Annotated in this window: 14 protein-coding genes; 4 read left to right on the forward strand and 10 right to left on the reverse strand. The window is 31.9% G+C overall.

Annotated elements, in window-relative coordinates; genetic code table 11:
- From I6H46_RS02340 to I6H46_RS02360, 5 genes are all read right to left on the reverse strand, one after another.
- Positions 1-7659, reverse strand: coding sequence for a SpaA isopeptide-forming pilin-related protein (locus tag I6H46_RS02340; protein ID WP_234287398.1), 7659 nt, complete (start codon positions 7657-7659; stop codon positions 1-3).
- Positions 7660-7738: 79 nt separating this feature from the next.
- Entirely contained in the window at positions 7739-14251 is a 6513-nt protein-coding gene (locus I6H46_RS02345) for a SpaA isopeptide-forming pilin-related protein (RefSeq protein ID WP_234287399.1), read from the reverse strand.
- Positions 14252-14898: 647 nt separating this feature from the next.
- Entirely contained in the window at positions 14899-15738 is an 840-nt protein-coding gene (locus tag I6H46_RS02350; RefSeq protein WP_019118766.1) for a class C sortase, read from the reverse strand.
- Entirely contained in the window at positions 15707-16588 is an 882-nt protein-coding gene (locus tag I6H46_RS02355) for a class C sortase (protein WP_019118767.1), read from the reverse strand. The genes I6H46_RS02350 and I6H46_RS02355 overlap by 32 nt, the downstream gene beginning before the upstream one ends.
- The gene (locus I6H46_RS02360) at positions 16572-17480 is read right to left on the reverse strand and encodes a class C sortase (RefSeq protein WP_019118768.1); all 909 of its coding nucleotides are present in this window, start codon (positions 17478-17480) and stop codon (positions 16572-16574) included. Before I6H46_RS02360 ends, I6H46_RS02355 begins: the two co-directional genes overlap by 17 nt.
- Before the next feature lie 159 nt (positions 17481-17639).
- Between I6H46_RS02360 and I6H46_RS02365 the strand changes: the two genes are divergently transcribed.
- The 4 genes from I6H46_RS02365 to I6H46_RS02380 all read left to right on the forward strand — a co-directional run bounded on the left by I6H46_RS02365 (position 17640) and on the right by I6H46_RS02380 (position 19351).
- Positions 17640-17822: a DUF1659 domain-containing protein gene (locus tag I6H46_RS02365; protein WP_004839510.1), complete on the forward strand. Its 183-nt coding sequence runs from the start codon at positions 17640-17642 to the stop codon at positions 17820-17822.
- Positions 17823-17841: 19 nt separating this feature from the next.
- Positions 17842-18063: a DUF2922 domain-containing protein gene (locus tag I6H46_RS02370; RefSeq protein WP_019118769.1), complete on the forward strand. Its 222-nt coding sequence runs from the start codon at positions 17842-17844 to the stop codon at positions 18061-18063.
- Positions 18064-18273: 210 nt separating this feature from the next.
- Entirely contained in the window at positions 18274-18795 is a 522-nt protein-coding gene (locus I6H46_RS02375) for a sigma-70 family RNA polymerase sigma factor (protein WP_019118770.1), read from the forward strand.
- Positions 18796-18874: 79 nt separating this feature from the next.
- A complete protein-coding gene (locus I6H46_RS02380; protein WP_019118771.1) occupies positions 18875-19351 on the forward strand; it encodes a hypothetical protein in 477 nt (158 codons plus the stop codon).
- 31 nt (positions 19352-19382) lie between these two features.
- Here the strand turns inward: I6H46_RS02380 and I6H46_RS10230 are convergent, their stop codons facing one another.
- The 5 genes from I6H46_RS10230 to rbr all read right to left on the reverse strand — a co-directional run bounded on the left by I6H46_RS10230 (position 19383) and on the right by rbr (position 22880).
- Entirely contained in the window at positions 19383-19514 is a 132-nt protein-coding gene (locus I6H46_RS10230; RefSeq protein WP_267907453.1) for a hypothetical protein, read from the reverse strand.
- 23 nt (positions 19515-19537) lie between these two features.
- Positions 19538-20260 carry a glucosamine-6-phosphate deaminase gene (nagB, locus tag I6H46_RS02385; RefSeq protein ID WP_019118772.1) on the reverse strand — a complete coding sequence of 241 codons (723 nt, stop codon included), beginning with the start codon at positions 20258-20260 and terminating at the stop codon, positions 19538-19540.
- Between the two features lie 126 nt (positions 20261-20386).
- Entirely contained in the window at positions 20387-21742 is a 1356-nt protein-coding gene (locus I6H46_RS02390; protein ID WP_019118773.1) for a PFL family protein, read from the reverse strand.
- 1 nt (position 21743) lies between these two features.
- Positions 21744-22013 carry an ACT domain-containing protein gene (locus tag I6H46_RS02395; protein WP_004839516.1) on the reverse strand — a complete coding sequence of 90 codons (270 nt, stop codon included), beginning with the start codon at positions 22011-22013 and terminating at the stop codon, positions 21744-21746.
- Positions 22014-22286: 273 nt separating this feature from the next.
- Positions 22287-22880 carry a rubrerythrin gene (gene rbr / locus I6H46_RS02400; protein ID WP_019118774.1) on the reverse strand — a complete coding sequence of 198 codons (594 nt, stop codon included), beginning with the start codon at positions 22878-22880 and terminating at the stop codon, positions 22287-22289.
- Positions 22881-23086: the final 206 nt, after the last annotated feature.

Here is a 23086-nt window from a genome sequence, read left to right on the forward strand (position 1 = left end):
TTATACTATAAGTTTATCTTTTCTTTTTGAATAGGTCAATACTGCGACAAACATTATTATTAGTCCTAGGATTGTGTATCCTATCCAAACTCCAGGGCCTCCTGTGTGAGGATATTCTGCCTTTTTGTTTGTTACTAAAACTCTATTTGTATCCGAATTTTCTTTATTTTTATCTTGAATATTCAAATCAATTTTAGAAATCTTATTGTCCTTCTTATCCTTATATATTATTTTACCATTTTCTACATCAAATTTGAAGACTATTTTTTCAACAAGTGCGTAACCTTCTGGTGCTTTTGTTTCGACAATTTGGTATTCGCCATTTGGAATTTTTTCAAATTCAAATTGACCTTGGGCATTGGATGTAACTTTCCATTTATCTTCTTCTTTGTTGATTTTTGGCAAAAATTCTGTTCCGTCTTTTGTTAGTGGAACGAAATTTCCATTGTCATTTTTTCTACGAATTTCAAATTCTGCTCCAGCAAGTGCCTTGTCTGGTTTATCGGCGTCTACTTTTTTGAAGTAGATGTCTGGGTTTTTGATATTGGCGATGTCTAATGTTATTAGATTGACGTCACGGTCTAGATATTTACCATCGTACTGTGTCATAGCGACATTGTTTTTGCCCACTGTTATTTGCGTTGCTTTTTCCAGATATTTATCTAGGATTTGTTTTGTATCATTTTCGCCAAATTCTACTTTACCACTTGTTTTATTGATTGTGCCGATTTGGTAGGTTGCTTTTGCTCCTACTCTACCTTCGTCTTTGTATGGCATATCCACAATAAATTGATAGTATTTTTCTTTTTCTTCTTGTGGGGTTTGTCCTTGTTCTGATCCTACTGGTTTATTTTTATCTTCTTCCTTGTATGGAGGTGTGATTGTTAAGGTCAAGTTTGGACTAGCTCCACCGTTGATTGCAACTTTATAAGAAGTGTTATCTTTATTTCCTATCTGATTTGCTCCATCGCCTGCTACTAATCTTACTTTTGTATTTGCTTGACTTAGTTTTAGTGATGGGTCTGTGGATTCTAGGATTAGTTTTGTTTTCTTTATGTCGCTTGGTTTTGCTTTGATGGTTATTTTTTGTCTAAATGTTTTGTTTTCTTTGTCTATTCCGATAATTTCTGTGTCAAGATTTTCTGGCTTGTTGCCATTTTGTTTGTAGGTTATATTTTCTACAGTTTTCATCTTGTCATTTTTATCATCGAATGAGTTTAGCCATTTGACTTTACCATCTCTTGTTACTTCAAGTTTCCAAACTGCGTCAGATTTGGTGTAGCCTTTTGGAGCTTTTCTCTCTGTTAGAGTATATTTTCCTGCTGGAAGATTATTAAATAAGATTGTTCCATCTTTTTCTAATGTTCCTATATTAGGTGTGTATTTATCATCATTATCTTTTTCTAGTAGGAACTCTGCTCCTTTGATACTTTGTCCATTTTCGTCAGTTTTTCTTACTCTTATTTCTGCTTTCTTGTAGTTTTCTATGATTTGTTTATTGTTTTTTATTTCTACAATATTTCCTTTTTCATCTACTTTGAAAGAAGAAACTTCTTTTGCTGGCAAGTCGTAATGTTCATTATCAGGTGTGACGGTTTCTATAACTCTGTACGTACCTTCGGATAATCCTTCCCAAGAAAATACTCCGTTATCGTCTGATATTCTTGTTGAATTATTTACTTCGTCCCATGATAAGCCATTTTGTTTTTGGAGTTTGAATGTTGCTCCTCCTAAAACTCTTCCTATGCCTAAATCTTTGAGAGATTCTGGATTTTCGCTTGATTGGTCTACTACATTTGATAAAACTCCACCGTCAATTTTTACAAATTCTATTTTGTTTTTGAAGTTTAGAAGTTTTAATTCTTTGTTAGCATCTCCAATCGCTTCAGGATTAAAGAATTCTGAGAAGGTTTCGAAATGATCTGTGTGTGTTCGTGTGTAACCATAATAGTCTTTCTTATTATATACCGCCTCTGATGTTGTCTTTAGTGATTGAGCTTTTCCTTCCAATTCTCCTTTGATTTCTATAACGTAGGTTGCATCGTTTGGATATCCATTTTTATTAATTACACTATTAAATTCAATTCTATCGGTTAATGTATTGTCTTTTGTAATTTGATAATATCTCCATCTTCTAGCAGAATAATCATATTTTCTATAGTCATAACCGTCATAGTAATTAACTTCAGTGTGAACTCTCCTAGCGTATACATCATAGTCATATTTCGAATCGCTTACTAATTCTAAGTCATCTTCGTTTATATCGTAAGAATCTGGCAAGTCTCCATTTTGCCATCCCTGTGTAGCATTATTCACAGTTTTGTGGCTTCCTGAACCAGTTTTAACATAGGTTTTTACTGATAGGTTCTCATTTATCTTGATATATTTATCTGTTGTAAATGATAGACTCTTATTCCAAATATTACTGTTCCAAGGATTTAGATAAAGAATTGCTGTAAAGGTCTTTTGATCTGGATCAAGTCTTAGCATATATGATGATATAGCTGTATCTGGATTTTGGTATCCGTCGTATTCCTCTTCAGCATTGTATCCTCTATAGTTTATATTTATAGAATCTGAATAATGATAATTTGTATTTGTTTTATCGGTGTTATTTCCTATGTTTACATCGACTGTTATGTCTTGTGTATGGTCTACAACTCTTCTGTTTGGGAAGATTTGCATAAACATTGACATAAAGTCTGGTCTGTAGTCGCCTACGTATTTTGTAAAGGTATAGGTGATTGATTTTCTATCAGAATTTATTTTTGCCTCAGCAAGTTTTCCAGCAGGTCCGATTATATCAAATTGTGAATCTGGATTTTTTCCTTTGTTATCATTATCTTTAAATATTCCATCTAAATCTACATTTTCTGAGAAATGGATTGTGAAGTAATCTCCAGGTTTAATTTCTTTGTTAGGATCGATTTTAAATTTGAAATTTGCAATCATTCCTTCAGCCTTGTTTGGATATACAGTTGTCTTACTTGGTATATCAGCTGTAGAAATTAATTCTTTTTGATCTCCATCGAAGCTTATATATTTTGAAACATCATCTTTTCTTGCTGGAGTTTCGCCCCAATCTCCTCCTCCAAGAGTGATTAATTTTTTCTTGGTATCTAGGATGTAGCCGTTTATTGTTTTTCTTTCTTTTAACCAATAGTAGCCATAAGGCAAGTCTTTGAAAGAAATTTCTCCATTTTCATCTGTTATTCTTTCTTCTCCAACTTGTGTTTCGTTTTCGTCGGTTTTGTGAAGGGTGTATTTTACATTTGCAAGTGGCCTGTTATTTTCGTCAACTTTTTTGATTTTAAATTCGCCCTTGCCTGGTTTTTCGTTGATGATTTTACCAAGTGTTCCAATGTTAGCATCGGTTACTTCTTTTTCTACGAATTCGTCGTCGACTTTGTCGTAGATGTAAATTTTACCTTCTAGAACTCTGAATTTCTTGACTGGACCATTTACTTGCATGTAGCCATCTGGGGCATTTGGTTCCATAATTTGATAGAAACCATCTGTTAGGCCTTCGAATGTAAATTTACCTTTGTCGTCAGATTTTCCTTTGTAAGCGCTGTTGTCGATTGTTACATTGCTTACTCCAACTTTACGTTGTTTTGTTCCATCGGATTTTTCGATGTAGAGACCTTCTTTATCTTTTTTGATAAATTCTATATCTTTTGTTACTGGATAGTAGCCTTTGTTTTCTTTATCCCAATCCTTTGGATCTTGTTTTTGTAGGATAAATTCTACATTTTGTAGTGGAACTTCCTTGGTTATAAGTTTGCCACCTTCTCCTTTTTCTTCGTCTTTACCAACTTTTGTAAATTCAACTTTATTTTTTTCATTGATTACTTTGAGTATAGAATTTGGATCGGCAATATTGATTGTTATTCCATCTCCGATTACTTTTCCATCTTCTGTAACAAGTTGTCCTCTTGCATTTTTAAGCTCTTTGTTATTTTTATCTAATACAGCTTTTAATATAGCTATAACTTTTCCAGGATTTTGTGTATCATTTACAAATAAAAGTTTGTATTTATTTGATGATAGCTTATATCCTTCTGGTGCTTTTTCTTCTTCTAGAAGATAGGTCTTACCAGTTTTGATTCCGTTTACATCAAACTTATAGATTCCAGCATTTGAATCTTTTGCAAGGTCGATAGTTGTTCTAAATACATCCTTATCGTCATCTGTGTTGGTTAGTTTTAAGTGTAACTTACCTTTTGTGATGTTGTTGAATACTTTTCTACCATTTGAATCTGTTAGGAATCCTTTGGTTAAGTAGAAGTATTGTTGTTTTTCATCGTTTTTAACGTAGAAATATCCAGGTCCATCTGTATCTACTTCTGTATTTCTATTTCTAGTAAAGATGTATGAAAACTCTTGAGTTTTATCTACCAATACATTTTCGCCGCTATCGGCATCCTTTTTCATTTCATAGAATTTCTTCTTTAGCTTGTAGTTATCTTTTTCGTCTTCGTAGATTTGGATAACTATTTGCCTATCCATTTCTTTGAAGCCATCTGGCGCTTGGGTTTCTATTAATGTGTAGATACCTTTGGATAGGTTTTTAACTTCAAATGTACCATCGGTTTCTATGAGTTCGTAAGGTGCTGCTGATGAATTTCCTTTTTTAGCATCTTCTAATTTTGTTGGATCATCAGAGTTTTTAAGCATTACGAATTTAGTTTCTTTGGCAATTGTATCTTTGTTTACATTTACCTTCTTCCACTTCAAATCTACAGTGGTTTTGGTGTTTGTTAAGATGTAATTAAATTCGCCAACTTGTTTTTGTTCCAAATTACTCTTCTTATCAAAGCCATTTTTGATATAGGTTGTGTAATAATTATCTTCTTCTTTATTTGGATTTTTATCATGATTTGCATATTTTTCGTAATATTTTTTCTCAAAAGCTTTATTGTATTTTGCTTGTAGACCATTTTCAGTTTTTTCAACTGTTATTATCCACCTATCTTGAACAGCCTTGCTGTCGTAGCCTTCTGGCTTGTCGGTCTCTCTTAGTTCGTAGATACCTTCGCCAAGTGTGTCGAATGTGACTGAACCAGATTTTTGAGAACGTGCGCTTTTGTTGTACATATAGGTTGCACCTGAGACAGCATCATAGTTATAAGCTTTGCTATCAAATGTTTGTCTTAATTTTTTGAGGTTGAAATATACATCTGGAAGTATATTTCCATCTTGGTCTTGTTTTTTGAATACAAATTTAGTTTTTTTGTAGTTTGCAACCTTGATGTCTTTTGGATTGCCTTTATCGTCAAGTTGTGGAGTATTTTTGCCATCTGTTTCATTTTCTGGCGTAAATCTAATTGACGCATCGTGTTTTTCAAAGACTATTTTTAGTTTGTAGGTTTTTGGATCTTGAACTACTCTGAAATACCATGGATCAGGTTTTATAAATTTCTCCAAAGCTTTTGTTTCTTGTAGTTTGTACCTACCAACACCAAGACTTGTGAAGGTAAATTTTGAACTTACGTAAGAATATAGAGGTTGATCATATCCACCAGGGATTGGCTTTCCATCTTCATCAACTTGGGTTACCCTAAAGTCTGATGACTCTACTAAAATATCATTTCCCTTTTCATCTTTTACACCTTCGATTTTTTGGAATTTGAAGTCGATGTAGTCTTTGTTGTTAAATACAATATCCAAATCTCCCTCTTGGTCTTTTTGGAAATGTAATCCAGGCTTTTCTACTTCTACATATTTTCCATTTTGTTTTTCATAAGCCTTGATAACTTGCTTCCAATAACCTTTTTCATCGGCTTTGAAAGTGATAGCTAGGAATTTATCTTCTAGCTTATAACCAGCTGATGGCTTTGTTTCTTTGAGGATATAAGTACCTTGTTCTAGATTAGAGAAAAGAACTTGTGTATCCTTCTTTGACGTCTTTTTGACACCGTTGATAGTTTCATCATAGCCTTCTGGTTTGATAAACTTATCATATTCTTTGCCATCATCAGCCTTTTCTTTTTCGTTAAGATTTTCGTATTTTGGATTTCCTTCATTATCAAATGTTAGATTGCCATCTCCATCGAGTTTTGCTCTTCTTAAAATAAAATCTGCTCCATCTATATTTTGATAGGTCGCAAGGTCTTTTTTGTAGAAGCCTAGCTCTGTTGTTTTGAGGAAGTTTGTAACTCTAACATCGTCGATACCCTTGTATGGAGCATCTGGTCTTGCTGGGTCTGACCTGTGGTCGTCCTTGATGATTTGAGTGAATTTATCATACTCATTATCGCCAAGCTTAATACCTTTGATTGGTTTACCTAGAAGCTCTTTTCTATCTTTTTTTGGTATTGCCCATCTTGCATCTTCTACATTTTCTGGCAAGGTTTCAGTAAATTGGAATTCTATTTTCATGTAGTCATCGTCAGATGGTTTTTTGTAGTTTCCATTAGCATCTTTTGCGACTTCTACCTTGAAATACCATTTCTTGTCATTGCCATTTTCATCTTTAGGAAGTCTATAAGCTCCACTTGGTGCTTTGATTTCTGTTAGCTCATAGAGACCTGGCGACAATTCTCTGAAGTAGTTATCTCCTGGAAGACCAGTCGCTTCTGATACACCATCAAATTCCTCATTACCATATACAGGAGGTTTTTCATCAATAATTTGATCACTCTTTAGAAGCTTTCTAGCTCTAAATTGAGCACCTGTTAGGACACCATTGTTTTCATTGACCTTGGTAATTCTTAGAGGAATCCTAAATCCAGTTTCGTCTTTATTGAAGATGTCCATGGTGTTACCATTAGCTATATTTAAACTTACGGTATCTTTAGCATCTGCTATTGATTTGCTATCAATTGTGTAATTAGATACATTTGGTAGCGCCCAATCTTTGGCAAATTTATCTTCTCTAGTATAGACAAGTCTATAGTTTTTGCTAGGATCAAGCTTGGTATTAAATTGTACCTTACCTGAGTTTACAGCATCTATAGTCTCTATTGCTTCTAGTTTACCTTCTTCGAAGAGTTTTAGTCTACCTGGAGAATCAGTAGTACCTGGACCTGCTGCATTTCCATTAACTGATCCAGAGTATGTGAAGTTGACCTCTAGATTTTTGTCACCTTGAGGTGTTGTAGAATCTTCTACGAAGATCGCAGTTACTGTTACATCTGATGCTGGCATTGTGAATTGATTTCCGTTAACAGTTACAGGTTGACCGTTTGCTGTTACGATATATTTAACAAATTTATAACCTTGGGCAGGCGTTGCTGATAATGTGATAGTTTCTCCTGCCTTTTCAGATGTTGGATTTGCACTAACTGTACCACCTGTTTGTGGCTGTTTTAGGTTTACTTTATAAGTGTTTGGTAATGGTGGTGTATCTTCCTTGTCTCTATAGGTCACAAGCTTTGAATCTGGGTCTAAATCCATTTGATTTGCACCAGAATTTGCCTTAAAGTTTATCAAATTATGGATATTTACAATCTTATTGAGATTGTCAGTAGAATTTTCATCCACATATATCTTGTAAGATAATTTGTATTCAGAATCCGCCTTATCTAAAGAGAATTTCTTAGAATAAGGTCCATTTTCTAGGTTAGGATTTGTGCTATTGCCATCTATGGTCTCTGTGACTTTTCCATCTGTTTTGATATAATCAGCTAGGTTTACATTTATAACCGCATCTTTCACAGGAGATTTATAATCTGATAAAGGCTGGAATATTCCTCTTCCAAGAATACTGTTTCCAGCACCGTCTATTATTTTCCACCTAGATAGTATTCAAACTTAACTCCTTCAGTTTCTTGCATTGATTCAACATATTTTTTGTATTACCTACCAAAGCACTAGCTCCTACAATATGGGTAAAGTTTATTTCAAATCCATTATTAGTGAAATTAGATAATACATCCTTGTAATTATTAGCAGACCCAGCATCTGGTAATCTGTGAGTATTGATTACAAATAGGTATTTGTTATCATAAGTTCCATTTTTTAGGAAGGACTTGTCAAAGGTTCTATTATTGAATTTGTTTTTCAATGTCGCACTTGGATCAGTCCTATTGTCAACTTTTCTTTCACTCACTCCGCCAGCTGCTAAGTAGTCTCTATAGCTTACTTCTGTTCCTTGACTACCATCTATATTATATGGAGTAAATCTTTTTTCTTCTGCATTTATGGTATCAGAGTTTTGATTTACTATGCTTAATAATTTAGTATTGTTAGAATTATTATCAAACTGCATTATGGTTAAGTCAATCTGTTGTGATCCATTAGCTTTTGCCATATCGACAAGTTGTGTGATGTAGTAGTTGATATTCATATCTAAGTAACCTAAACTTTGATCTTTTAGCCTGTCAACTAAAAATACAGCGTGGATTTTATCACCTTTTAGCGTTGAAATTGATCCAGTTGGCTTGATTGATATGTTAATATCTCTAGCACCTGTACTTGTGTCAACTTTTCCAGCCTCTACCTTTACTCTTACATCATCATTAGATAGATCATAACTTAATTGATCTAGATTTGGGTTGCTTGGAGCTTGCATCAAATTATTAAATTGTATTGGTTCTGATATATCAAGTCCTGCCATTTGTAGTCTTGGGCTCATTGATGGGTTTGTGATGGAGCTTATTGACTGGATTCCTTGAGCTAAGGTTTTTGGGTCGAATTTTTTATCTGACCTGTAAGTTCTTCCAGCCTCATCTACATATACATACCACTCATCGGTTGTTTTTTCGTAACCTGCTGGTCCTCTAAATTCTTGTAGAACGTAGTAGCCAGGTTTTAAGTTATCGAAAGTCACAATACCTTGATTTGCTGGTAGGGTTGATGGGTCTTCACCAATTCTAAATCTCTTGCCCTTATCATCTACTGCATATCTAACTTCTTTTCCATCTTTGCTTTTGAAATTTTTGTAACCAGCGACCCCTAATTTTTTTCGGTCTTCTTCGCTCATTGTTTTAGCTTTTTCTTCAGTTAGGTATAGGATGATTGGATTACCTGGGGTTACTTTTTGGATATATTCTTTTGCATAACCGCCTGGGTTTTTCTCTATTTCAAATTCTTTATTTGCAGTATAGAGTCTGAAGTAGGCACGTCTTAGACCTACAATCTTAGGGTTGTCCTTATTAATTATTACAAGTTTTCCATTTTTATCAACATAGGAAATTGCATTACCAGTTTTTCTGATTGAGAATTTACCTAGTTGCTCGCCTTCTCTAAAGTCGATTACACCTTTGAAGATAGAATGGGCACCTGTATCTGCGTTGGTGTTAGGGTCTCTTACTATTACCTTCATCTCACCAACGTTGGTTATGGCTTCTGCCTCTACCTTAAGTAGAATGTCGTTTGCAACATTGTATCCTTTCGGAGGATTTGTTTCTCTTAGGACATAATACTTACCAAATTCTAATCCCTTTAGGTGGAAGAATCCATCTTCAGCTTGGGTTATACCAGTTTGTATTGGTTGTATTTTACCATCTACTTTTTTACCAATTATTGCTCCGTAGTAGTCTGAGCTATAAAGGTCGAAGCTTACTGGCTTATTATCTTTGCCTGGAATTTGCTTTTTGTATTCTTCTTTGTGGACAATAGGTTTGCCATCTTTATCTAGTTTGATTTTTCCATCTTCATCTTTTTCTAGTTCGCCTAGGTATTTTGTAAACTGAATGTCAATTTTTCTAGGCTTGTTTGTTAGTTCGTAGACTGACTCATCATTTAGATTTATCTTCTTTTCTCCACTGCCGTCTTTTTTGACTTCATAGACTGTTTTTACAAGCTCGCCATTTACTTCGCGAACTTCTATTCTCCAATATGAATCTAGTACTTGGTAACCATAAGGAGCTTGGATTTCTGTTAGCTTGTAGTTACCTTCGACTAATTTATCAAAACGGAAGTAGCCTTTTTCGTTTTCTTTGCCGCCGTCTTTTTTGATAGAATCTGATGTCAAATCTTTTAGGTAGGTTGATCCATCTTTGGTCCAGAGTGATTCTAATCTAAATCTAGCATCTGTAAGACCTTGCTTTTCTTCGCCATTTTGTATTTCTCTAATTTTCCTAAATTCTATCTCAGTTTCTTTTGGATAGTTTCTTACAATTGTTAAGTCACCATCTTTTTCCTTAGGAGCATTCTCTCCTACAAAATGTAAAACTACTTTATTTTTTCCAGCAACTGTTTCTTCTTTTGCTTCAAGAATATAAAGTGGGGCTTTTTGGTAGCCTGCTGGTACTTTTGTTTCTTCTAGGATATAGTAGCCTTTTGGAATTTGTTCAAATTTGAACTCTCCATAATATCCTTTAGATGTTTGTCTGTAAGTATCATCGTATTTAATTTTAGTCGGATCTTTTATTTGAGTTTTTACATCATCAAGGGAGTTTGCTGTTACTTTTCTTAGTGTAAATTCTGCTCCATTTAGTTTTGCAAATTCATTTTTCTTTACAAATTCTAAATCGCCTAGGTTATCTTGGATATTTGTTAATTTGACTTTGACTTTGTTGTCTTTGTCAACTTCTACCAAATTTGTGCCTTCAGCAGATTTTGGAATATCTTTGTCTTTTATTATTACTTCTGTTTTGTAGCCGTCGTTTACATGAATTTCTGGTAAATTTTTAAATTTGTATGGACCTTTATCTTCATTGACTAGGCTTCTTTTTACTTGAATTTCGAATTCTTTGATTGGCTCATATCCTGATGGAGCTTCTTCTTGAACTATATAATAACCTGGTTTTAAATATAATTTTTCGTTATTATCTTTTTTGGAAGTCCATTCTACTTTTTCATTTGTATATTTGTTGATAAAAGTAAATTTTGCTCCTTCAAGTTTTGTCTTGCCATCATTTGTATATTTATCAATTTCAAGTGGTTCTGTAATACGACCTGTGATTAACTCTTGGTACTTACCTTCTTTGGTGTGGGAGTAAAAAACTAATTGAACTGTGTTTGCTTTATCTTTGTTCCAATCAGAACCTTTTTTGTAAGATGCAATGACTTTCTTTAATAATTCATTAGCCATCTCATATTGAGTGTTTTTTACGATTGGGTAGTTTTTGATAGTTGTTTCATTATCTTTTAATTTTCTAAGACCTTCGTAAGTATTATGATTTTTCTTCTCTCCATCGAAATAATCACCTGTCCAACTACCGTCAGCATTTCTATCTCCTGTTAGGGTGTAGTTTACTTTCCATGAATCTTCGTTATAATTTGATGAAGTTTCGAAAAAGTCCTCACTTATGCTTATACCATCTGTGAAATGATGGAGTACTCTTTGGTACATAGAGTTTTCGATGAGCCTGTGCATTACTTCGCCATTAGTTTCGCTTCCAATTAAGTCGTTGAATTTACCTAGGGTATATTCTTTTTTAACTTGTTCACCATAGAAATAAATTCTTTTCATCAAATCTTCCATGGCTTGACCTTGGCTCATTCCGTTTGGATTTAATACGATACCATCGTCTGTTGGTGTTCCATTTAAGTGGTTAACAAGTCTATAATTTCCTTTAGGATTTCCTACAATTTCGTTAAGTCTTGATATTAAATAATCTCCTGATGGATCTTCGTGTATATCAAGAAATATTCCGTCGCTACCCTTAAATGAAGGATCTGGAGTACCTTTGTTGAAACATTGTACCATATCAAAGTTTTTGTTAATACGCATTATTGGATATGGATTTTCTAGGTAGGCTAGGTATTTATCTGTTAGGTCTTTGTTGGAAACTTTTTTTGTAAATAAGTTTATACGTCCACCAGTAGTTGTTTCTCCTACTAGATTGTTTACTTTTTTCTCTTTGATATTTGCTTCGAAACGATAAGTATCATCTCTTGTACCTTTTTGGTCTTCATATTCATAAGAGATTAAAGTTCCTGGATAAAAATCTCCATATTCTGTTACAACTTCGCTAATTTGTGGAGTTCTTTTATAAAGTCCATTTTCTAGTGGGACATAGTAGAACACTTTTGGATTAATTGGTTTGCTTGGTGTATTATTTATTAAAAAATTAGGATAGTTAAAGGCTTGATCTGGTTTTTCGCCAAGTCTTAATAAATCTAGGGCGTACCAGTCTACCAAATTATCTGACTGTCTTTTTGCATAGATTGTTCTTGATGAATCGTAGTAAAGATTCTCGCTTGTAAAGTTGTCCCTTTCGGTACTTTTTGCAGGAATCATTGTTTCTACTAGGTTAAATGGAAGTTTTGAAAATTCTTTTGCTTGTTCAGCTCCCTTCATCCATTTGATGATTGCTGGAAGCTTGTTATATTCTTCTATAAATTCGTCAAGCATTTTTTTGATGTAATTGCCATCTGGATTTATTCTTAGACCTATAGAATAATAATCGTGTAGACGATTTTTGTTTACTTCGGCCTTTACTCTAATATATAATTTTTCTCCAAGAGCATTTTTAGCTATTGAAGTGTTTTTTTGTAGAATTTCTCCCAATTTTGATGATGAAATATAATTACTTGTATCGTCAAGATCAAACTTATTTGTTGATGCCTTGAACTTGAAATTTTTTAGACCTTGTTCTGCTCCTGCAAATATAGAAACATTTAAATTATTAAAATCAAGATTCTTATCTTTTAGGGAAGCTGTGTCCACTTCTATGTTCCATTCTATAGTTGGATTTGAACCACCATTATATTGTTGTTCGGATGTCCAATTTAGTTGGAATGGATAATGTTTTGCTTCACTTTGTCCTTGGCTTACAACATTGTAAGAGCTTTCTACAGGATTTTCATCATTTATAGTTACATGTTTAGTTGTCATTGATTGGATTGGGTTGTTTTTTGGTGCAACCTTGATGTCAATGTCAATTTCTGTTTGTCTTCCAATATTAGCTAGATCAAAACCCAAATATTGGTCTACTGTTAGAGTAGTAGATTTTGTAACACTTGTTTGGAAAATATACCTTATTGTGTGTTTTTCTTTATCATATACTGGACTTGCTATTAGTCTGTTACCATCATACAAATCATTCCAAACTTGACCGATATCATCTTTTAAATATGGTCCAAGTTGAACATCAAAATACCAACCTTGAGGTATAGGATTTGTTGGAGATGCTTTGACATTCATTTCAAGATTTAGGTGGAAAAGTTTTCCGTCCCATGAATTTGATGGAACTTTTCTTGGCAACTGTCTAAGCATATTTGCCCTAAAATTTTCATTCCTATCTTTTTCCACTAGAGCTTTTATTGCAGAATCATTTTCTGCCATTAATTTTTCTTGACTTGCTAATGACAAATTATATTTTTCGCCAAGTTTTGTAAGAAGTTTTTGTATATCTTCTATTGAATTATTTTCATCTTCCAAAGCCTCTTTTAATTCTTTGTTGGCTTTTTCAAAATTTGCATTTTCTTCTTTTTGTTTTTCTTCTTGGGCTTTCTTTTCTTCTTCTGCCTTTTTCTTTTCTTCTTCTTTAGCTTTTTGTTCAGCTTGCTTTTTTTCTTCTTCGGCTTTTCTTTCTTCTTCTGCCTTTTCTTCTGCCTCTTTTTGTGCCTTTTCTTCTTCAGCTTGTTTTCTTTCTTCTTTATAGGCATTTAAGCTATTTAAATCATTTGTCAAAGAATTGGTGTCATAAAGATTTTTCTTATCTTCATTAATAAGGGCAAATATATCTCCCTCATTTTTTATATTCCAATTTCCTTGTTCATCCTTTTCAAACAAATTGTAATTAGGATCAGGGGATATATTTTTAATAAATTCTAAATTGAATACTAATTTATCTTGGTTAAGTAATTTTTGATTTCCATTTTCATTAAAATCAAAATCATCTAATATTTTAAAGTCTATGTATGAATAATTTTCTCCATAAAAATTATCTTTTTTGCCTTGTTCAAGATTTTTCATCTCATTTTTTGTAAGGATTTTATATCCTTGGTCTTCTTTGATGATTTCAAGATCAAGATCAAGACCTTGCAAGTTTAGCATATCTTTTATACGCCAATATTCCTTACTTGCATCTTCATTTGTTTGGAAAAATTTATCTTCATAAAGCTTGAGGTCATTTCTTTTTACAAGTCTAAAGCTTGAACTTGTAGAAGGAAGACCTACTGCAATAGAAAATTTGCTTTCATCCTTATCTATCTTTTTCTTATCATAAATTTTTTGGGAATCTGTGATAGACAAATAAGCATCTTCGTTCGTTTCAAGATTTTCAATGTTTTTTATAGTATTTGGTTCAAGCTCTTCAGCCTTCGACCTCGTAGCAAAAGCTGGTAGCATAACTTGCAATACCATAAAAAGTGCGATTGCAAATGATGTCAATTTTCTTAATAACTTTTTCATAAGAACTCCTCAAGGGCAATTTTATGTTTTTTTTTTTTTTGAAAATTACCTAAATAATTATGACTTGTTATCCACAAGTCTAGTTTTTTAGCCATAAATAGCACATGATTTTTAAGCAGTAAAATTATTGCCACATTTTTTTCCTGTGCATTGCTAAAGTATCAGCCTACATTTTTTCTTAAATAAATTAGTATGTCTTTAGGATTTTGATTTAAGCATGGAAAAATTTCTTTGAAATCATCTTATTTCAAAAAATTAATTTAAATTTTAAATCGTCCTAAAATATTTATTTAGAATTTAGACAATTCTAAGTTTTCTTAATTATATCTAAAAAAAAATTTTTAGTCAACACATTTTTTACATATTTTTAAAAACTTAATATATATTTAAAAATATTTGAAAGCTCAATTTTCTACAAATATTTTTAAATTTTTTTGTTTATTTATTCTTATAAAATTATTAGCTTATCGTTGAAAATTTCTAATTTTTTATAAGTAGTGTAAAAATATTTCTTAAATATTTTTTCAACAGAAAATGAATGATAGTGAATTTATTTACGGAAAAAAATTTTCCAAATATAAAAAATTAATTTTAGGCACAAAAAAAACTTGGAAATTTCTTCCAAGTTTTTTGATTTTTCTTTATTTTTATTTCCTTATTGTTTTTATTATTTTTGATATTACGAATAAAATCAAAAGAAAATCTATTATCAAAAATCCTAGGTACAAATAATTTGTGATTTTTACATTTTTACTTATTGTGGTAGTTTGGATTTCATCTTGTGCTTGTTCTTCTTTTTCTTCTAGTCTTTTTGCGTTTATTAGAAGTCTTTTTGGCCTTGGCCATCTAAATGGATGGCAAGTTAGAAGGGTAATAATGTCTTCTCCTTCTACAACTTTTAATTTTTCCCAATCATAAGGTCCTATTACTTCTTTTGATGAAACTTCGTATGTTAGAGTTTTTTCTGCTCTTTTTATATAAATTTTATCGCCTTGTACTAAGTCATCTGCATACAAAAGCATGGTATCTCCCCACCATCCTCTGTGACCTGCAAGGACACTTCTTGTTGATTTGCCTCCGATTGGAATTGATGTTCCTGAAACTTGTCCAAGTCCCCAAGCTATATGCTCATAGCTTGCATCAAGATAGATTGGGATTTTTTTGTTTAATTTTGGTATTTCGATGTAGGCAAATATATCATCTTGATTATTTAAAATATTTACTGAGCCAAGATTTTTGCTTGTAAATGGATCAACCATAGATATATCGGATTTTTTTACTATTTCGTTATATTCTTTGGCTTTTTCTTCTATTTGGTCAAATTTTTCGTCTTCTTTTTGGGCTTTTATTATTTTTTCTATTTTGTATTTGTTTTCTATATTTGAATAGATTCTTTTTGAAAATGGAAAGGCAAGTGTTATCAGTCCAAAAAGTATTAATATATAGCCAAAGATTTTAATTTTCTTTTTCGCTGAGTTTTCTTTCAATGTCTATTACCTCCATTTTGATTTTCTTTAAATATCTTTTTTCTCTTAGATATACCATTATTGTAAATAATAGTATTGGCAAGAGTACTAAGAATAATTGGAAGAAATTTGGTTTTAGTCTTGGTGTGTTTGCTTTTCCGTCATCTATGGCTTGGGTATATGGAATCCTATATCCTCTTACCAAAAGCCTATGGGAATTTATCATGTAAGGTGTACAGGTTAAAAGGGTCGCATAATCTTTTTTTTCTGAAACTAAAATCGGTTCGAAGTTTGATGGTTCGACAACTTGGATTTTGTCGACTTTGTACGCCAAGGTTTCTTTTATATTATGGATATAAAATATATCGCCTTCTGTCATTTGATTTAAATTTCTAAATAAAAGTGCGTTTGGTAGTCCTCTGTGGGCTGTTATAACTGTGTGGGTTGATTCGCCTCCTATTGGAAGGGATGTTCCTTCCAAATGGCCTGCTCCTTTTTCCAAAACGTCATCGCTTGTTCCTGCATAGACTGGAAGATCGACTGCGATTTTTGGGATTTCTATATGTCCCAACATTTCGTGAACTTCTAGCATTTTTGCGTATTCTGCTTTGGCGTCTTTTACTTTTTCATCGTATGGGTCTACAAGTTTTGATGGATCAAGAGTTTGGTTGTAAACTCTTGCAAGCTCCATCCTTCTTTCTAATTCTTTTTTATCGATTTGTTCTTTTTCTTTATTAAAAATAACAATCTCATCATTGGCTTTTATTTCATAAAATTTTTGGCTTATAAAAGGATAGGAAAAAATCAAAAATCCTACTAGAAATATTAGTAAAAAGGGAAGATTTTTCTTTATATTAATCTTTCTTTTCATTATCTTCACCTATCTTGTCTAATTTTTCTTTGATTTGGTCAATTTTACTTGATGTTTTTTTATTTTCTTTCCTTAGTTTTCTAATTCTCCATAAAAGTATGATTATTATAATTAGGGCTATGAAGAATAAAATTCTAAATATCCAATTTGTTTTATTTTCTTTTATCAATTCTTCATCTACACTTTCTACGTATTCTACTCTGTGTCCTCTTACTAAAAGTCTGTGGGAATTTATCATAAAAGGTGTGCAGGTCAAAAGGGTTGCATAATCATGTCCTGGTGCTATCATTAAATCTTCAAAATTGCTTGGCTCTATGACTTTTATTTGGTCAACTTGGTAGGCTATAGTTTTTTCTATATTATGAATATAAAATTTATCTCCTACTTCAAGCTCATTTAAATTTGTAAACAAAGTTTTTTCTGGAAGACCTCTGTGAGCTGTAAGGACTGTGTGGGTATTATTTCCTCCGATTGGAAGGGATGTTCCTTCCAAATGACCTACTCCTTTTTGCAAAACATCTTCGCTTGTTCCTGCATAGATTGGCAAGTCTTGGTTTATTTTTGGAATTTCAATATGACCGATCATTTCCTCAACTTCGAGCATCCTAGCATATTCTTTTCTACCTTCTTTGTATCTTTTTTCAGTGAAAGGATCATTGGTAGGACCTCCTGACAAGGAGTCATTGTAGGCTTTGGCAAGTCCCATTCTTCTTTGGATTTCTTCTTTATCAAGTTTTGATTTTCCTTGATTAAAAACTTCAACTTGATTGTTCGATTCAATCCTATAATAAAATCTGGATATAATAGGATACAATAAAATTAATATTCCTATCAAAAATATTAATTTCCACACTATATTCGTTTTTTTTGATTTTTTCTTTTTATTTTCCATTTTATCACCATAAATTTTTTATAAATCTTTCTTACTAGATTTAATCTTACACCAAAAATACTTATTAATAAAGGCTTTTTTCTAGAAATTTGAAAATCTATAAAATTTTTATGGACATTTTCTCAATTTTGATTATCTATATATGAAAGGAGCGATAATATGAAGCTAAGAATTAAATTCGATGTAAACGAAGGACAAGAAGTAAAGAAAGTTTCTAGAACATTTTCAAATCTAGATGATGCTCTAACTAATGACGAGCTTAAAAATTTTGCCAATGCTTATATAAAGCTAAGCGAAACAGATTCATATAGTTTTGAAAAAATCACTGAAGAAGTTATTTAATTAAAAGAAAGGAAATAATATGCAAACAAAAAAACTAAAACTATCTTTCAAAGATGCCTTGGGCAAAACAAAAATGGTAAGTATAGACCATCCAAAGGCAAATTTGAATAACGAAATTGTAAAAGCACAAATGGGAGAGATGATAAATTCAAAAGTTCTCCAAACAAAAGAAGGTAAAATCACAACTATGAACAAAGCCTATATGGAAAATATTTCAAGAGATGATTTTACACTAGCATAAGATAAAAGACGGGTTTTCCCGTCTTTTCTTTTGCTCTTTTTTATAATAATTTTTATATTAAATTCCTTTTACTTTAATTTTTCTATCGCCAAATCTCTTTTAGGCGAATTTTTTTTAATTTTTTGTATTTTATCTGATTAAACTTTTTCCAAAATTTTTACTAGAATTATGGTGTCGACAAATACAGGCGATCGCAGTTAGGAAAATTTAATGAAAATATGTATAGAAAATTTGGATGCGATTATTGAAAAATACCAACCTCTTTTGCTTTCTATGGCAAATAGATTTGATATTTTTGACAAAAATGAGGCTTATATTATGGCAAGGGACATGGTCTTTGAAATTGTAGAAGACTTTGATGCTAAGAAAGGGTCTTTTGGTGGATATTTGAAATATAGGCTATATTTTTATTTTTTGAATGAGTGTAAGAGGGAAAAAATTTATTCTTTAAATTCTAAGGATATGCAAGGTGTGGAAATTATAGAAAAAATAGATGATGATATTTCGATTGAGGATGATTTTGTAAGAAAAATCGAAATAAAGGAATTGGAAAATGCTCTTAAATCCTTAAAAAAGCAAGAGAGAGAAATTTTGTATTTAAAATATGATAAGAATTTTTCTCACAAGGAAATTGCAAGGCTTTTGAATCTTTCTCCTAAATCTATTACTAATTATCACTACCTTATTATTAAAAAGCTTAGAAAATATTTTGAGAAAGAGGATTTGGTTTAGTCTATTATTGACTAAATTATTAATTTATTGTACACTTAATGTCTAGAGAAGTCTTTCTTCTTTAAAGAAAGGAGGATTTATGGACAAAGTTGTTGCAATTCTTCCAACTATAATCAAGGGAGTTGGGATTGGATGTGAAGTTTATACCAACAAAAAAGTTTTTGTTGATAGGAGATCTTGCGAAGTTTTTTTGAAACACATGGCTTGTGAGAGATCTATTTCTGTTAAACTTATGCACAAAAATATCAGGAAAATTTTAAAGGTTTCTAGGAATTTGCCTTATTGCATCGATGCTTTTAATGTGTTTTTTCCTTTTAAGATTAACCAAACCGAAAATGACGATTTTAGGCGTGGTTTTGTGAATTGTTATTATGTAATGGATATTAAAAACTCAACTATAATTCTTAAAAATGGAATGACTATTTCAAGTCTAAATAGGGACAGGGCGCTTAAAAATAATTTCAACAACGCAAGCAAGATTATGTATATGAAATTTGCAAGAGATATGGCGAAGATGAGAAGATCTATGGATTTTATTGATGAAATTGCTTTGTGATTTTCTTATTATGGAATGTAAAAATTCGCATTTAAAAAAGGGCTGTTGCAAAATTATGAATAATCATTATATGGCTAGGAATTCTTTCGAAGATTTTTAGACTTGGGTCTAATTGGAAAAATCTTTGTAGATATTTTCTAGCAATTTGAAATGACTTATTCATTTTTGCAACAGCCTCTTATTTTTTTATTCTCCCATTGCCTCTTTGTCTACAAATAGGTAGCAGTTTGGATGAAGTGATAAGAAGGATGCAGGGAAAGATGGAGAAATTTCTTTGCCTTCTATTAATTTTTTTACTACATCTTTTTTATTTTTACCGCTTGCTACAACTATTAGGGTTTTGGCATTAAAAGCATCTGCCATTCCCATTGAAATGGCGTATTTTGGAACATCATCTTTTGATTCGAAAAATCTTGAGTTTGCTTCGATGGTTGCATCTGCTAATTTTACTATTGATGTTCTTTTATTTAAAAATTCTCCTGGTTCGTTGAAAGCTAGGTGGCCATTTGGTCCAAGGCCTAGAACTTGCAAATCTCTTGTTCCAAAATCGTCTAATAATTTATTGTATTCTTCTGCGTATTTTTCATCGTTTGTGTCTGCTTTTGGTAGGTGGGTATTTTCTTTTTTGATATTTACGTGGTTAAATAAATTTTCATTCATAAAATATTGGTAAGATTGTTCATTTTCCGGACTAATTCCTACGTATTCGTCTAAATTTATTGTTTTTGCCCAATGAAAAGAAATTTCTCCTTCTTTTTGAGCTTTTATTAGGTTTTTATATAATCCGATTGGGGATGAGCCTGTTGCAAGTCCCAATTTTGATTGAGGTTTTTCTTGCAAAATGCTTATAAAAAGATCGGCTGCTTTTTGTGATAATTCTTCGTATGATTCTGAAACTATTACTTTCATTTTTTCTCCTTTTTATTTTTTATGCTATATTTTTTGCTCTTAGGCATTGGGTAAAATTTATTTTGCCTAAGCTTTGATATTAGTATTTTACTGGACTTTTAGATTTTTAAAAGATTTTTCCTTGTTCTAATTTTTAAATGAATGGACTGGAGCTGGGATTCTTCCTCCCCTATTTACAAATTTTTCTGCACTTGAATTATTTACTTCCATAATTGGAGCATAACCCAAAAGTCCTCCAAATTCTGCAAATTCTCCTTTTTTCTTGCCATAAACTGGTATAACTCTTACGGCTGTTGTTTTTTGATTTATAACTCCTATGGCTGCCTCATCCAAAATCATAGCAGAAATTGTTGATGCTGGTGTATCGCCGGCAATTGCAATCATATCAAGACCAACTGAGCAAACTGAAGTCATGGCTTCAAGTTTGTCGAAAGTCAAATGTCCAGCTTGGGCAGCTTTTATCATTCCCTCATCTTCGCTTACTGGAATAAATGCTCCAGAAAGTCCGCCAACTGATGATGATGCCATAAGTCCTCCCTTTTTGACTGCATCATTTAACATGGCAAGGGCAGCTGTTGTTCCGTGTCCTCCAACATTTTCAATTCCAATTTCTTCTAAAATTCTTCCAACGCTATCGCCAATTGCTGGAGTTGGGGCAAGTGATAAATCCAAAATTCCAAATTCTTTGCCAAGTCTTTTGGCAACATCACGACCTATCAAATCTCCCATTCTTGTGATTTTGAAAGCTGTTTTTTTGATTGTTTCGTAAACTTCATTAATTGGTTTTCCCCTATCTTTTTCAAGGGCAGATTTTACAACGCCAGGACCTGAAACTCCTACGTTTATAACTGTATCGCCTTCGCCTACTCCAAGAAAAGAGCCAGCCATAAAAGGATTGTCTTCGACCGCATTTGCAAAGGCAACAAATTTTGCACAACCAAGTGAATCTTGGTCCTTAGTTAATTTTGCCAATTCTTTGATTTTTTCTCCCAAAAGTTTTACCGCATCAAGATTAATTCCAGATCTTGTTGAACCAACATTTACAGATGAGCAAACATAATCTGTAGTAGAAAGGGCATTAGGAATTGAATTTATTAAAATTTCGTCAGATTTTGTCATAGATTTGTGAACAAGGGCAGAAAATCCCCCAATAAAATCAACGCCAACTTCCTTAGCAACCTTGTCCAAAACTTCTGCATAAGGCGTATAATCATCAATTTTTGAGCTTGCCGCAACAAGAGAAATTGGTGTTACGGAAATCCTATTATTAATTATAGGCACCCCATAAATTTCTTGGACAAGTTTTGTGGTTTTGATGAAATTTTCAGTTTCTTTCATCATCTTGTCATAAATTTTTTGACAAGATTTTTTGTAATCACTATCTGCACAATCAAGAAGAGATATGCCCATGGTTATTGTTCTAATATCAAGGTGTTCTTGATCGAGCATTTTTATAGTTTCAATAATTTGCTTTGTATCCATATTAAATCCTTGCCATCTTATCAAAAAGGTCTTCGTTTTGAAGTCTTAGTTCAAGACCAATTTCTTCGCCCAATTTTGTCAAATCATCCTTTATTTTTTCAAAAGATTCATTGGCATTAGTCAAATCAACATTAATGATTCCCACAAAATTTTTCTCCATTATAGTTTGGTTAAAATCTAAAATATTCATATTATATTTATAAAGTAATTCGCTTACCCTATACACTATCCCAGGTTTGTCGTTTCCAATTATGGTTAAAATTGCTTTCATAAAAATCTCCTTTTATTTTCTTACAAATATTTTAGCACATTAGCGAAAATATTGAAATTTATTTATAATTTTTGAAAATAATTTCAAAAAAATAAGGACTAAAAATAAAGTATAAGAAATTTTAATTTGCACTTTTAAATGTTTTAAAAATTTATCTAAACAAAATTTAAAATAAGATAATTTTGGACAAAAAAAATCCTGCTTTATGCAGGACTTTTTTTGAAAGATTCTAATTTTTGTTTTTTTTATATTTTCGTGTTTGATTTTTACTTATTAATAGTTAAAGTTTGCAACTTCAAAGAAGTCTTGTGGATGTTTACAAGCTGGACAAAGTTTTGGAGCTTTTTTGCCTTCGTAGATATATCCACAGTTTAAACATTTCCATTTAACTGTTTCTTCTTTTTCAAATACTTTTCCATTTTCTATATTATCATGTAATTTTTGGTATCTATCTCTGTGAGCTGCTTCAACTTTTGCGATTTGTTCCCAGCTTCTTGCGATTTCTTCAAATCCTTCTTCTCTTGCAACTTCTGCAAATTTTGGATACATATCTTCAGCTTCTTCATTTTCTCCGCCGATTGCACCTTCAAGATTTGTTAATGTATCATGATATACAACTGGGAATGCTGTATATTCTGGATTTAATTCGATTGCGTCTAATTTAAATTCTTCTTTCAAATATTTATAGAATACTTTAGCGTGTTCTTGTTCGTTTCTTGCTGTTTCTTCAAAAATTTCTTTGATTTGAACATATCCTTCTTTTTTAGCAATTTTAGCTGCGATTGTGTATCTCATTGTTGCTTGAGATTCACCTGCAAATGATGTAATTAAATTGCTAGCTGTTTTTGTTCCTTTTAATTCTGGCATATATGTACTTCCTTTCTACGTATTTTTTTACCGTTTCGTCTTTACAATTATAGTATATCTTTTTATTTAAATTTGTCAAGAATGATTCTAAAGTTTTAATCATTCTAAATAGTGATTTTTATTATCATTATCAATTTAGAAATGTTTCTATTATTGAGACTTTCTATTTTATTACTTTTAAAGTTTCGACTTATTTAGATTTCAAA

The organism is Anaerococcus obesiensis, from assembly GCF_016599815.1.
GTDB lineage: Bacteria > Bacillota > Clostridia > Tissierellales > Peptoniphilaceae > Anaerococcus > Anaerococcus vaginalis.